This is a genomic window from Phaeacidiphilus oryzae TH49 (assembly GCF_000744815.1).
GTDB lineage: Bacteria > Actinomycetota > Actinomycetes > Streptomycetales > Streptomycetaceae > Phaeacidiphilus > Phaeacidiphilus oryzae.
Genome location: NZ_JQMQ01000005.1, coordinates 3545833 through 3559021, shown reverse-complemented (window position 1 = coordinate 3559021; position 13189 = coordinate 3545833). Strand labels below are relative to the sequence as shown.

Here is a 13189-nt window from a genome sequence, read left to right as displayed (position 1 = left end):
CAATGGCCGACGAGAACGAGACGAACCCGCCCGCGGACGAGGGTCCGGAGCCCCGCGACGAGGCAGTGACCGAGGTGCCGGCGGAGGGCGTCGCGCTCCGGGTCGAGCAGGTCGGTCTCGAGACCGAGATGCAGCGCTCGTACCTCGACTACGCGATGAGCGTGATCGTGTCCCGGGCGCTGCCCGACGTGCGGGACGGCCTGAAGCCCGTCCACCGCCGGGTGCTGTACGCCATGTACGACGGCGGGTACCGGCCGGAGAAGGGCTTCTACAAGTGCGCCCGCGTGGTCGGCGACGTGATGGGCACCTACCACCCGCACGGCGACTCCTCGATCTACGACGCGCTGGTCCGCCTGGCGCAGCCGTGGTCGATGCGGATGCCGCTGGTGGACTCCAACGGCAACTTCGGCTCCCCGGGCAACGACCCCGCGGCCGCCATGCGCTACACCGAGTGCAAGATGGCGCCGCTGGCCATGGAGATGCTCCGGGACATCGACGAGGAGACCGTCGACTTCCAGCCGAACTACGACGGCCGGAACCAGGAGCCGATGGTCCTGCCGTCGCGCATCCCCAACCTGTTGATCAACGGGTCGGCCGGTATCGCCGTCGGCATGGCCACCAACATCCCGCCGCACAACCTGCGTGAGGTGGCGTCCGGTGCCCAGTGGTTCCTGGAGCACCCGGAGGCCGGCAACGAGGAGCTGCTGGACGCCCTGATCGAGCGGATCAAGGGCCCGGACTTCCCGACCGGCGCGCTGATCACCGGCCGCAAGGGGATCGAGGAGGCGTACCGCACCGGGCGCGGCTCGATCACCATGCGCGCGGTGGTGGCGGTGGAGGAGATCCAGGGCCGGCAGTGCCTGGTGGTCACCGAGCTGCCGTACCAGGTGAACCCGGACAACCTGGCGCAGAAGATCGCGGACCTGGTGAAGGACGGCCGGGTCGGCGGCATCGCCGACGTCCGGGACGAGACCTCCTCCAGGACCGGCCAGCGCCTGGTGATCGTCCTCAAGCGGGACGCGGTCGCCAAGGTCGTCCTGAACAACCTGTACAAGCACACCGATCTGCAGACCAACTTCGGCGCCAACATGCTGGCGCTGGTCGACGGGGTGCCGCGGACGCTGTCGCTGGACGCCTTCATCCGCAACTGGGTGGCGCACCAGATCGACGTCATCGTCCGCCGGACCAAGTTCCGGCTGCGGAAGGCCGAGGAGCGGGCGCACATCCTGCGCGGCCTCCTCAAGGCGCTGGACGCGATCGACGAGGTCATCGCGCTGATCCGGCGCAGCGAGACGATCGAGGTGGCGCGCGAGGGCCTGATGGGCCTGCTGCAGATCGACGAGATCCAGGCCACCGCGATCCTGGACATGCAGCTGCGCCGGCTGGCCGCCCTGGAGCGGCAGCGGATCATGGCCGAGCACGACGAGCTGCAGGCGAAGATCGACGAGTACAACGCGATCCTGGCCTCGCCGGCCAAGCAGCGGCAGATCGTCAGCGAGGAGCTGGCGGCGATCGTCGACAAGTTCGGGGACGACCGGCGCACCGCGCTGGTGCCCTTCGACGGCGACATGTCCGTGGAGGACCTGATCGCCGAGGAGGACATCGTCGTCACGATCACCCGCGGCGGCTACGTCAAGCGCACCAAGACCGAGGACTACCGCTCGCAGAAGCGCGGCGGCAAGGGCGTGCGCGGGGCGAAGCTCAAGCAGGACGACATCGTCGACCACTTCTTCGTCTCCACCACCCACAACTGGCTGCTGTTCTTCACCAACAAGGGCCGGGTCTACCGGGCCAAGGGCTACGAGCTGCCGGACGCCGGCCGGGACGCCCGCGGCCAGCACGTGGCCAACCTGCTGGCCTTCCAGCCGGACGAGCAGATCGCCCAGGTGATGGCGGTCCGCACCTATGAGGCGGCGCCCTACCTGGTGCTGGCGACCCGCCAGGGCCTGGTGAAGAAGACCCCGCTGAAGGACTACGACTCCCCGCGCTCCGGCGGTCTGATCGCGATCAACCTCCGCGAGGACGAGGAGGGCAACACCGACGAGCTGATCGGCGCCGAGCTGGTCTCGGCCGAGGACGATCTGCTGCTGGTGTCGAAGAAGGCGCAGGCGATCCGGTTCACCGCGACCGACGAGGCGCTCCGCCCGATGTCCCGGGCCACCTCCGGGGTGAAGGGGATGAGCTTCCGGGAGGACGACGAGCTGCTGTCGCTCAACGTGGTCCGCCCGGAGACCTTCGTCTTCACCGCCACCGACGGCGGCTACGCCAAGCGCACCAGCGTGGACGAGTACCGGGTGCAGGGCCGCGGCGGTCTGGGGATCAAGGCGGCCAAGATCGTGGAGGACCGCGGTTCGCTGGTCGGCGCGCTCATTGTGGACGAAACCGACGAAATCATGGCGATCACCCTCAGCGGGGGTGTGATTCGTACCCGAGTTTCGGAGGTTCGGGAAACCAGTCGTGACACCATGGGCGTCCAGCTGATCAACCTCGGCAAGAAGGACGCGGTCGTCGGGATCGCCCGGAACGCGGAGGCGGCCGGCGACGAGGAGCTCGAAGAGGCCGCGGCGGACGCGGAGGCGGCGGCGGAGGCGGAGGCGTCCGAGGGCCCGGAGGGCTCGGAGGACGGCTCGGCCTGATCCGCACGCCGGCGCCGCAGTGGCGTACCGTCGGACCGCGGCCGCCCGGGGAACCGGGGGTGCCGCGGTCCGACGCGGGGGCCGGGCAACTGTGACTGTGCGTCAGGGCCGACCGGCCCTGACGGAAGACCAGGAGGACCAGGGTGAGTGGAGCCAGGGGAGCCGCGGGAGGCGGAGCGGCCGGGGGGCAGCAGCAGCCGGCCGGCCCCGGGGGCCCGGCCGATCCCCAGGCCGGCCGCACGTCGGTTATGCCCGCGGTCTCCGGTGCCGCCGGCGCGCCCGGCGCATCGGGCTATCCGCAGGGCGGTCAGCCGGGAGGCGGGCCGCAGAGCGGCTACTCCCAGCCGACGACCTATCAGAAGGGCGGCGGGCCGACGGCGGGTCGAGGGCAGCGTCAGCGCCCGGGCGGACGCGGCGGCGGATCGGGATCGGGAGCGGGACGCGGCGGCCGGGTGGCCGAGGCGGTGCGCAGGGCCGCGGCGCCCGGCGCGACGGCCGAGCCGGCCGAGCCGGCGGCGGCGCCGTCCGGGCGGGCCCGGCGGGCGCGGCTGCGGATCGCCAGGGCGGACCCGTGGTCGGTGATGAAGACCGGGTTCCTGCTGGCCATCGCGGCCGGTGTGATCACCGTCGTGGCGGTCAGCCTCCTCTGGCTGGTGCTGGACGCGGCCGGGGTGTTCTCCTCGCTCGGCGGCACCATCTCGGACGCCACCGGCTCCAGCAGCGGCGGGGGCTTCAACCTGGAGTCGTACCTGTCCTTCGGGAACGTCTTCCTCTTCACGCTGGTGGTCGCGGCGGTGGAGATCGTGCTGGTGACCGCGCTGGCCACGCTGGGCGCGTTCATCTACAACATCTGCGCCGAGTACTCCGGCGGCGTCGAGGTCACCCTCGCCGAGGAGGACTGACCGGTCCGGCCTCCGGCCCGGGCCGCACCCCCGATCGCTCCCGGCCGTCCGCCGGGAACGGATTTGGGCAGACCCGGGCCGGTGCGCTAATGTTTGGAGCGCAGCGCGGGCCTATAGCTCAGACGGTTAGAGCGCTTCCCTGATAAGGAAGAGGCCACAGGTTCAAGTCCTGTTAGGCCCACCGCCTGCGAAGCCCCGGACGGATCACCGTCCGGGGCTTCGTCGTGGAAGGGGCCGGGTAGGGCGCGTCCGGGCCGAGGTCACGGGTGTGTATCATCGGCCGCACGGGCGGCGATCAGGCCCTGGGCCGGTCGCCACAATGACGCGAGAAGGACGAGGTCGCGCGGTGAAGAAGCTTCTCCTGATTGTCCTGGCCGCACTCGGCGGGTACTTCGTGTACCGGCAGGTGCAGGCGGACCGCGCCGAGCAGGACCTGTGGACCGAGGCCACCGACCCGGTGCCGTCCGGCCGCTGACGTTCCGACAGCCGTGCGCCCCCCTCCGCAACGGGGGCGCCCCCCGGAACAGGTACCCTGGTGCCCGGCGGTCGGAGGACCGCTCGCGGGGCCTTAGCTCAGTTGGTAGAGCGCCGTCTTTGCATGGCGGATGTCAGGGGTTCGACTCCCCTAGGCTCCACAGATCCCAGCGGAGGAGAAGCCGGGCGCGATCTCGCGCCCGGCTTCTCCCCTGTCCGGGGCCCTCAGGAGTCCCCGTCCCGGCCGCTGTGCCGGGCCTCGGCCTCCTCGGCCTGCTTCTCCTTCTCCAGCAGCTCGGCCTCCGGGCTGAGCTCCTCGGCGGTGGCCGTGGCCCCGGCCGGCGCCCGGCGCGGGGCCGGGCTCACCGGGGCGGCCGGCTCGACCAGCCAGTCCGGGCTGGACTGCCGCCGCCACCAGAGCCAGGCGGCACCGCCCGCCGCGGCGACCGCACCCACCAGCAGCAGCCGGCGGGCCCGGCGTCCGCCGCTGCGGCGCTTGGCCTCCTTGCGGGCGAGCGCCTGCACGTCCTCCGCGCGCACCTGTCCGCGCAGCGCGGCCAGCGCGGCGCCGCTGCGGGCCTGGGCCTCGTGGGCGACCGGCGCGGCCGCCTGCACGGCCGCCCCGCGGGCCTCCGCCACGGCGGAACGGGTGCGCCGGGCGGCCCGCCGGGCCTCTACGGCCGCCTCCTCCAGCAGCGGCTCCATCCGCTGCGGCAGCTCCCGGCCGGCCTGCAGGGCGGAGTGCCGGAGCTCCTCCAGGTGCCTGGCGCTGTTCTGGGCCGCCTGCCGCGCCTGGGGGCGTACGTTCTGCTCAAGCTGCCGGCCGAGCGGCTCGGCGATGCGCTCCCTGGCCTGACCGGTGTAGTGCGCGGCGGCCTCGGCGGCGCTGGCCGCGTACGGGGCCAGCTGCCCCTTGGCGCGCCCCGCGGCCTCCTTGACCGCATCAATGCGGGTCACCTTGAACCTCCTCCTCGGCGGCTGCGGTGTCTCTCGGAGCCACTCCTGGATCATTCCGGCTCGTTGCCGACAGGGCACCTCGGGATAGCCCGGGCGGTGAACGCTGCTGACTGCGGGTCAGCACAGCGGCCGGCCGCCGACGGGGCGGACTCCGAGACGCATCCTGCTCTCTTTGGTCCGCTTTCCACAGGGCGTGGGAGTATTCCTCATGTCAGTTGTGTAGGCACCCAGGAAGGCTCATCGTGGCCGAGGAACTTTTCGCCACTCTCAAGACCAATCACGGGGACATCAAGGTCAAGCTGTTCCCGGACCACGCGCCCAAGACGGTGCGCAACTTCACCGAGCTCGCCGAGGGCGCCCGTGAGTGGACCCACCCGGCGACCGGTAGGCGGACCACCGACCGGCTGTACGACGGCACCAAGTTCCACCGGGTGATCGCCGGCTTCATGATCCAGGGCGGCGACCCGCTGGGCCTGGGCACCGGTGGCCCGGGCTACGCCTTCGAGGACGAGTTCCACCCGGACCTGTCCTTCGACCGTCCGTACCTGCTGGCGATGGCCAACGCCGGTCCGGGCACCAACGGCTCGCAGTTCTTCATCACCGTCGAGCCCACCACCTGGCTGAACCGCCGCCACACCATCTTCGGCGAGGTCGCGGACGAGGCCGGCAAGAAGGTCGTGGACGAGATCGCCGCGGTGAAGACCGGCCGGAACGATGTGCCGGCCGAGGACGTTGTCATCGAGTCGGTGGAGATCAGCCGCGGCTGATCAGGCTTGAGGATGTCTGAGCACGTCTGAGCACGCTTGAGCACGCCGTGCAGGGGTGCCTGCCGCCGGCCCCGGAGACGCGTGGGCAGCGGGCGGTCGGCACCCCGCGTGTTCGTTGCACGACCTGCGGACGAGCGGACGGGATTCCAGTGGGGATCGAGAGCGGGCCCGAGGGCGGGCCTGAGAACCGGCCTGAGAACCGGCCCGAGGGCGGGTCAGGGGAGGGCTCCGAGGTGGTCCGCTGCGCCCGCCACCCGGATCGCCCGGCGGGAGTGCGCTGCACCCGCTGCGGACGCCCGATCTGCCCCGAGTGCATGATCAGCGCCTCGGTCGGCTTCCAGTGCCCGGACTGTGTGCGGGGCGCCGGCAGGGCGGCGCGCGGCGGGGTGCTGGGTTCCGGTGCGACCGACGGCGGTCGCGCGGTCGGGGTGGGCGCGCTGGGCGACTCGCCGGTGACCACCGCCCTGATCGGCGTCTGTGTCCTGGTCTGGCTGCTCGAACTGGCCCTGGGCAGCGGCTTCGTGGACCGGTTCACCATGCTCGGCGGCGCGTACGTTCCGGGGATGGGCGTCCAGGGCGTGGCGACCTCGCCGTGGCAGAGCTACCGGCTGCTGACCGCGGTCTTCCTCCACGAGGTCTCGTCCCCACCGATCCCGTGGCACCTGGGGACGAACATGCTGCTCCTGTGGTGGATCGGCGCCCCGCTGGAGGGGATGCTGGGCCGGGCCCGCTATCTGGCCGTCTTCCTGGTCTCCGGGCTGGCCGGAAGCGCGCTCAGCCTGCTGCTGGCCGCGCCCAACCAGCCCTCGCTGGGTGCCTCGGGGGCGATCTTTGGACTGATCGGCGCCTCGGTGGTGCTCTACCGTCGGCGGGGCTACGCGCTGGGCCCGCTGGTCGCCCTGATCGTCTTCAACCTGGTGGTGACCTTCTCGATCCCGGACGTCGCCTGGCAGGCCCATGTCGGCGGCCTGGTGGCGGGTGGGGTGGTGGCGGCCGCGATGGCCTACGCGCCCCGGGCGAAGCGGCGCCGGATGGAGACCCTCGCGGTCGCCGGGGTGCTGGTCCTGGTCGCTCTGGTGTCCTGGTGGGGCACCGTGCGGATCACTGGCTGACCTGCAGAAACAACGAAACGGGCAGTTTCGTCGGCAAAGTTATCCACAGATAGTCAGAGTTTTTCCCCACTGTGGATAACCATGTGGACAACCGAACTGGCGCTCACTTCCACTGAGTGGAGACGCCGAAGCCGGCCGCGATGAAACCGAAGCCGATGACGATGTTCCAGTTGCCCAGGGCCTGCACCGGCCACTGCCCGCTGGTGACGTAGTAGAGGACGATCCAGACCAGGCCGATCAGGAAGAAGACCAGCATCAGCGGGGCCACCCAGCCCCGCCCCGACTTGAGCTTGACCGCGCCCGCTCCCGCGGGTGCAGGCGGCGGCGTGTAGTCGGCCTTCTTGCGGATGCGGGACTTCGGCACGGGAGCCTCTCCTGGTAAGCGTCGCTGTACTGCGCGGCAAGCCTGTCGGCGACGGTTAGCGTAGTGCCTGCCTCGGTCGGCGGGGGATAAGGATACGCGGTGGAATCGCCGGGCGGGGCGGGTCCGGCAAGCGTCCCCCGATCGGTGTCCGATATGAGTTCGCCCATGGGTGATGACTCCTCACCCTCCGGCATGCACAGTGGGTCCCTGACCGGAGGGAGCCGTCCGTGGGCCTGGGCCGGATACTCGCACGTTCCGTGGTCGAACTCTGCATCACCGCAGGGGCGTTGATGGTGCTGCTGGTCGTGTACGTCTTCTACTGGACCAGCTTCACCGCGGACTCCGCGATGCGGGACGAGGTGGGCCGGCTGAACCAGCAGTGGCAGCGGGCCGCCCCGGGGGCCGACAGCCCGCAGATGGGCCAGGCGGCCGCCGCCTCCCCCTCGCCCGCCGCCCCCTCGGCTCCGGCCTCGGCCTCCCCCGTCGCCTATCCGCCCGGGGCGGCCTTCGCCGTGCTGTACATCCCGCGGTTCGGAAAGGACTGGGCGAAGCCCGTCATCGAGGGGGTGGGCGTGCCGGACCTCCAGAAGGGCATCGGCCACTACCCCGGGACGGCCGCGCTCGGCGGCAGCGGCAACTTCGCGCTGGCGGGCCACCGCAGGACGTACGGCAACCCGTTCAACGACTTCCCGGAGCTGCGGCCGGGGGACGCGGTGGTGCTGCGGGACGCCGCGGACTGGTACGTGTACCGGATCGACCGGAAGCCGTTCCTGACCCTGCCCACCGACATCCACGTTCTCGACCCGGTCCCGGTGGAGTCCGGCTTCACCCGGCCCGGCCGCTATCTGACCCTCACCACCTGCGACCCGCCGTGGGGACACAGCCATCGGCTGATCGAATGGGGGCATCTGGAGTCGGTGTCGCCGGTCGGCCGGGGTACTCCGGATGCGTTGAAATGATGAGCACACCGAGTGGAGCCTGGGCCCGGCGGGGGCCTCGGCGCCTTACTCTGTTGCGGTGCGGGTGCGGCGGTCGTCCGCCGAAGCGAACGGTGTGACGGTGAGGGAGGAGAGCCGGTGTACGGATGGATCTGGCGGCACCTGCCGGGCAACGCCCCCGTGCGGGCGCTGACCTCACTGGTGCTCGCCCTCGGCGTGGTCTACCTCCTCTTCCAGTTCGTCTTCCCGTGGGCCGAGCCGCTGCTCCCGTTCGGCGACGCCACGGTCAACGGCGGCGGCGGGGGCGGCAGCAGCAACGTCCGGCCGGTGCCGCCCTCCGGTGACGGTGCCGGGTCCACGGCCTCGCCGGGCACCGGGGCCTCCCACGGCACCTCCTCGCTCAACGGCGCGGGGGCACCCGACCCCCGCCTCTCGCCCGGCTCGATCCCCGCCCGCGTGATCCACGGAGTCCTTCCCGCATGACCCGCCGCATCCTCGTCGTGGACAACTACGACAGCTTCGTCTTCAACCTCGTCCAGTACCTGTACCAGCTCGGCGCCGAGTGCGAGGTGCTGCGGAACGACCAGGTCGACGCCGCCGAGGTGGCCGCCGCCGGCCGCGGCCGTTACGACGGGGTGCTGCTCTCCCCCGGCCCTGGCACGCCCGAGGAGGCCGGGGTCTGCGTCGAGATGGCCCGCGGCTGCGCGGAGGCCGGGCTGCCGGTCTTCGGGGTCTGCCTCGGCCTGCAGTCCATCGCGGTGGCCTACGGGGCCGTGGTGGACCGGGCGCCCGAGCTGCTCCACGGGAAGACCTCCGAGGTCAGCCACCGCGGCGGCGGGGTTTTCCGCGGCCTGCCGGCGCCGTTCACCGCGACCCGCTACCACTCGCTGGCCGTGGAGCGGGAGACCGTTCCGGCCGAGCTGGAGATCACCGCGTGGACCGGCAGCGGTGTGGTGATGGGGCTGCGGCACCGCCGGCTGCCGGTCGAGGGGGTGCAGTTCCACCCCGAGTCCGTCCTCACCGAGTGGGGTCACCGGATGCTGGCCAACTGGCTGGAGGACTGCGGGGACGCCGGAGCGGTCGAGCGTTCGGCCGGCCTCGCCCCCGTGGTGGGCCGGGGAGCGGCGTGACCGGCACTGTTCCGCAGGGCGGCCGTGTCTCGGGCGGGCGGCACGCCGCCCGGCACCGGGCCGCCGGCCGCGGCAGCGGGAAGCGGCGCAGGAGCGGCCCCGCGGCCGGCTCCGGGCCCGGGACGGGCGCCGGTGGCCCGGGGAGCCCCCGGCCCGGGAGAGCCGCGGCCTGGCCGCGGTGCGGGTGATGGGCGAGGTGTTCATCACCCTCGGTGTGGTGCTCTTCCTCTTCGTCGCCTACGAGCTGTGGTGGACCAACGTCGCGGCGGACAACCACTCGCGCGGCGAGGCCCAGCGGCTGCAGAAGCAGTGGGACGGGGCGCACGACTCGGCCGCCGCGTACCCGAGGTCGTTCTCGTACGGCACCGTCTTCGCGATCATCTACATACCCAAGCTGGACGTGCAGGCGCCGATCGCGGAGGGCACCGGAAAGCAGTCGATCCTCGACAAGGGCGAGGTCGGCCACTACACGGGCGCCCTGGAGACCGCCTTCCCGTGGGCCAGGACCGGCAACTTCGCGCTCGCCGGGCACCGCAACACCCACGGCGAGCCGTTCCGGTACATCAACAAGCTGGTCCCGGGCGACGAGGTGATCGTCGAGGCGGCGCACGACTACTACACCTACAAGATCACCAACACCCTGCCGCAGACCTCGCCCAGCAATGTGGACACCATCACCCCGGTGCCCAAGGAGTCCGGCTTCACCGGCCCCGGCCGGTACATCACCCTCACCACCTGCACCCCCGAGTTCACCTCCGAGTACCGGCTGATCGTCTGGGGGAAGCTGGTCGAGGACCGGCCGCGCAGCGAGGGCAAGCCGAAGGCGCTGACGGGCGGCTGAGCACCGCGGCAGGGGGTCCGTCCACCGTGGTCCCCCGGAGCCGACGATGCCTCAGAACCCCGATCCTCTGCCCGAACCGCCCGAACGGCCCGGCCGCTCCGGCCGGCCCGACCCCGCCGCCCCGGCGGCCTCCCCCGCCCGCCGCCGCGGCCGGATCGCCTCCGCCGTCGGGGTGGGCGGCGAGGTGCTGATCACTCTCGGCCTGCTGCTCGGCCTCTTCGTCGTCTACTCGCTGTGGTGGACCGACGTCCTGGCGGAGCGCCAGGCCGGCGACGACGCCCAGCGGCTGCGGCAGTCCTGGCTGGCGGTGGGCCGGCCGCACCACGGGGACGCGGCCTCCGCGCCGGCGCGGATCTACCGGCCCGGCGAGGGCATCGGCTTCCTCCACATCCCCCGGCTCGGCCCCGGCTACCAGCTCCCGGTGATGCTGGGCACCAGCCTGGACGTCCTCGACCAGGGCGTGGCGGGGGTGTACCGGCAGCCGTACCGCGCGGCCATGCCGTGGGACCGGAGCGGCAACTTCGCCATGGCCGCGCACCGGGACGGGCACGGAGCCGCCTTCCACGACCTGCCGGAGCTTCGCCCGGGCGATCTGATCGGCTTCGAGACCCGGGACACCTGGTACGAGTACACGGTCTCCCGGGTGCTGCCCCGCACCGACAAGTACGACGTGGGGGTGGTGGCCCCGGTCCCGCCCGAGTCCGGCTTCACCGGCCCGGGCCGCTACATCACGCTGACCACCTGCACCCCGGCCTACACCTCCCGCTACCGGATGGCCGTGTGGGGCCGGCTGACCCGCACCCTCCCGGTGGACGCCCGCCGGGACGTCCCGGCGGAGCTGCGATAGCGCAGGGCCCCGGCCCGCCCCTCGCGGAGCGGCCCGGGGCCCTGCGGACCGGACGGGTCAGAACGACCGGTGAGGCCGGCGTACGGCGAGGTCAGCCGCCGTTGCCGTTCCCGCCGCCGTTGAGCTGGCCGAGGATGCCGTTACCGGTGCTTCCGTCCTGACCCTGCGTGGGGGACGGGCTGCCCGAGGTGCTCGGGCTGCCCCCGGTCTGCGCGGTGTTGTCGGCCGGGGTGACCACCAGGGTGATCTGGGTGCCGGCGGGGACCTGCTGGCCCGCGCTCACCTGGGTGCCGTCGGAGGTCTGCATGGAGACCACCACGCTGTCGCCCTGCCCCGGGGTGGGCGGGCCGATCTGCTCGGCGTAGTTCAGGTTGGCCGCCTTGAGCTGCTGCACGGCGTCGTTGTAGTTCTCCCCGACGACCGCCGGCACCTGGGCGCTCGACTGCTGCGAGACGGTCAGGGTGATCGTCGCGCCCTTGGACGCCTGCGCGCCGCCCGGCGGGTTCTGCGAGATCACCTGGCCGGCCGGAACGCTGGTGGACGGCTGCTGGGTGATGTGGGTGGCGAAGCCCGCGTTGGTCAGGTCGGCGGTCGCCTGCGACTGGGTCTTCCCGGTCTCGTCCGGCACCGAGAAGGACTTGGGGCCGCTGGAGAGCCGGACCGTGACGGTGGTGCCGTCGGCCACCGAGGTCTCCGCCGCCGGGGTCTGCGAGCAGACCTGGCCCTTGCCGGCGATGCTGCTGTCGCAGGTCTCGGCGGCGCCCTTGACCAGCTTCAGGCTGCCGCTGCCGTCCGAGGAGCCGTTCACCGCGGACTGCGCCTCGGACCAGGTCTTGCCGACCAGGTTGGGCACCGTCGTCTGCTGGTTGGTGTGGCCGCCGAACATCGACTTGGCCACGAAGAACGAGCCGGCCAGCACCAGCACCGCGGCCAGGCCGAGGAGGACCCAGGAGGCCCGCCCGCGCCGCCGCGGCGGTCCGGCGTGGCCGCGGCCGCCGTAGTCGTCGCCGTAGCCGTCGTAACCGCCGTTGTCGTAGCCGCCCGCGCGGGCGCCGTTGTAGCCGGCGTTGCCGTTCTGCGGCGGCATCACGGTGGTGGCGCCGGGGTTCTGCTGCGGCATCACGTTGGTGGCCGCGTAGGGGTCGGCGCCGTAGCCCTGCTGCCCGGCGGCGCCGAGCATCATGGTCTGCGCGGCGGCCACCGGCAGTCCGTCGAGGGCGCGCTCGATGTCGGCGCGCATCTCGTCGGCGCTCTGGTAGCGGTAGTCGCGGTCCTTGGCCAGCGCCTTGAGGATGACCGCGTCGTAGTCGGCCCGGATCTCGGGGTCGAAGGCCGACGGCGGCTGCGGCTCCTCGCGGACGTGCTGGTAGGCCACGGCGACCGGGGAGTCCCCGATGAACGGCGGACGCAGTGCCAGCAGCTCGTAGAGGAGGCAGCCGGTCGAGTACAGGTCGGACCTGGCGTCCACCTGCTCGCCCTTGGCCTGCTCCGGCGAGAGGTACTGGGCGGTGCCGATCACCGCGGAGGTCTGGGTCATGGTCATCCCGGAGTCGCCCATGGCGCGGGCGATGCCGAAGTCCATCACCTTGACCGTGCCGTTCCGGGTCAGCATGACGTTGGCTGGCTTGATGTCGCGGTGGACGATGCCGTTGCGGTGGGAGTACTCGAGGGCCTGGAGGATGCCGATGGTCATCTCCATGGCGCGCTCGGGCAGCAGCCTCCGGCCGGAGTGAAGAAGCTCACGCAGGGTCGATCCGTCGACGTACTCCATCACGATGTACGGGATGGAGATTCCGTCGATGTAGTCCTCGCCGGTGTCGTAGACCGCGACGATGGCCGGATGGTTCAGCGAGGCCGCCGACTGTGCCTCGCGACGGAACCGGGCCTGGAACGTCGAATCGCGGGCCATGTCGGCCCGAAGCGTCTTCACCGCGACGGTGCGGCCGAGCCGGGTGTCGTGGGCGAGGTAGACCTCGGCCATCCCTCCGCGCCCGAGCACGGAGCCCAGCTCGTACCGGCCGCCGAGGCGACGCGGCTCTTCCATAGCTTCCAGCCCTCTCCCTCACCGGTATTGAGGCATGGTCCTGCGTGACCCCCGAGGGGCCGCCTGCGGATACGCTACCGGCCCGCGGCGGCGATCCCGGCCGCGAGCGCGACTCGATACGAGACCGGTATCACTCGGACAGGGGCCCTTACGTTCCTCTCACCGTTGTGCGTTACC

The 13189-nt window shown here is 71.9% G+C and carries 13 protein-coding genes and 2 tRNA genes; 12 read left to right on the top strand and 3 right to left on the bottom strand.

Going from position 1 to position 13189, the window contains the following annotated elements:
* Nucleotides 1-2: 2 nt before the first annotated feature.
* The 5 genes from gyrA to BS73_RS19550 all read left to right on the top strand — a co-directional run bounded on the left by gyrA (nucleotide 3) and on the right by BS73_RS19550 (nucleotide 4173).
* On the top strand, nucleotides 3-2636 hold the full coding sequence (gene gyrA, locus BS73_RS19565) for a DNA gyrase subunit A (protein WP_037574306.1): 2634 nt from the start codon (nucleotides 3-5) through the stop codon (nucleotides 2634-2636).
* A gap of 248 nt (nucleotides 2637-2884) precedes the next feature.
* Nucleotides 2885-3538, top strand: a complete 654-nt coding sequence (locus BS73_RS35550) for a DUF3566 domain-containing protein (RefSeq protein WP_084704198.1) — start codon at nucleotides 2885-2887, stop codon at nucleotides 3536-3538.
* A gap of 107 nt (nucleotides 3539-3645) precedes the next feature.
* A tRNA-Ile gene (locus tag BS73_RS19555) sits at nucleotides 3646-3719 on the top strand.
* Nucleotides 3720-3884: 165 nt separating this feature from the next.
* Nucleotides 3885-4013, top strand: coding sequence for a DLW-39 family protein (locus tag BS73_RS39705; RefSeq protein ID WP_235215461.1), 129 nt, complete (start codon nucleotides 3885-3887; stop codon nucleotides 4011-4013).
* A gap of 87 nt (nucleotides 4014-4100) precedes the next feature.
* Nucleotides 4101-4173: transfer RNA gene (locus BS73_RS19550), tRNA-Ala, on the top strand.
* Nucleotides 4174-4237: 64 nt separating this feature from the next.
* Here BS73_RS19550 and BS73_RS19545 read toward each other — a convergent pair.
* Nucleotides 4238-4969, bottom strand: coding sequence for a DUF5324 family protein (locus BS73_RS19545; RefSeq protein ID WP_037574302.1), 732 nt, complete (start codon nucleotides 4967-4969; stop codon nucleotides 4238-4240).
* 242 nt (nucleotides 4970-5211) lie between these two features.
* Between BS73_RS19545 and BS73_RS19540 the strand changes: the two genes are divergently transcribed.
* The gene (locus BS73_RS19540) at nucleotides 5212-5736 is read left to right on the top strand and encodes a peptidylprolyl isomerase (protein ID WP_037574299.1); all 525 of its coding nucleotides are present in this window, start codon (nucleotides 5212-5214) and stop codon (nucleotides 5734-5736) included.
* Between the two features lie 155 nt (nucleotides 5737-5891).
* Complete coding sequence (locus tag BS73_RS19535; RefSeq protein ID WP_084704771.1) at nucleotides 5892-6848, top strand: rhomboid family intramembrane serine protease; 957 nt, start codon at nucleotides 5892-5894, stop codon at nucleotides 6846-6848.
* Between the two features lie 103 nt (nucleotides 6849-6951).
* Here BS73_RS19535 and crgA read toward each other — a convergent pair whose 3' ends face one another.
* Nucleotides 6952-7212 carry a cell division protein CrgA gene (gene crgA / locus BS73_RS19530; protein ID WP_037574293.1) on the bottom strand — a complete coding sequence of 87 codons (261 nt, stop codon included), beginning with the start codon at nucleotides 7210-7212 and terminating at the stop codon, nucleotides 6952-6954.
* Nucleotides 7213-7469: 257 nt separating this feature from the next.
* Between crgA and BS73_RS19525 the strand changes: the two genes are divergently transcribed.
* From BS73_RS19525 to BS73_RS19505, 5 genes are all read left to right on the top strand, one after another.
* Nucleotides 7470-8171 carry a class E sortase gene (locus tag BS73_RS19525; RefSeq protein WP_265736867.1) on the top strand — a complete coding sequence of 234 codons (702 nt, stop codon included), beginning with the start codon at nucleotides 7470-7472 and terminating at the stop codon, nucleotides 8169-8171.
* Between the two features lie 117 nt (nucleotides 8172-8288).
* Nucleotides 8289-8633, top strand: a complete 345-nt coding sequence (locus BS73_RS38815; protein ID WP_051940123.1) for a hypothetical protein — start codon at nucleotides 8289-8291, stop codon at nucleotides 8631-8633.
* Nucleotides 8630-9280, top strand: a complete 651-nt coding sequence (locus tag BS73_RS19515; protein WP_037574288.1) for an aminodeoxychorismate/anthranilate synthase component II — start codon at nucleotides 8630-8632, stop codon at nucleotides 9278-9280. Before BS73_RS38815 ends, BS73_RS19515 begins: the two co-directional genes overlap by 4 nt.
* Nucleotides 9281-9467: 187 nt before the next feature.
* Nucleotides 9468-10121, top strand: a complete 654-nt coding sequence (locus BS73_RS19510) for a class E sortase (protein WP_037580252.1) — start codon at nucleotides 9468-9470, stop codon at nucleotides 10119-10121.
* Between the two features lie 46 nt (nucleotides 10122-10167).
* Complete coding sequence (locus BS73_RS19505) at nucleotides 10168-10968, top strand: class E sortase (protein ID WP_084704196.1); 801 nt, start codon at nucleotides 10168-10170, stop codon at nucleotides 10966-10968.
* A 91-nt stretch (nucleotides 10969-11059) separates the two neighbouring features.
* Here BS73_RS19505 and pknB read toward each other — a convergent pair whose 3' ends face one another.
* Entirely contained in the window at nucleotides 11060-13012 is a 1953-nt protein-coding gene (gene pknB, locus BS73_RS19500) for a Stk1 family PASTA domain-containing Ser/Thr kinase (protein ID WP_037574284.1), read from the bottom strand.
* Between the last annotated feature and the right edge of the window lie 177 nt (nucleotides 13013-13189).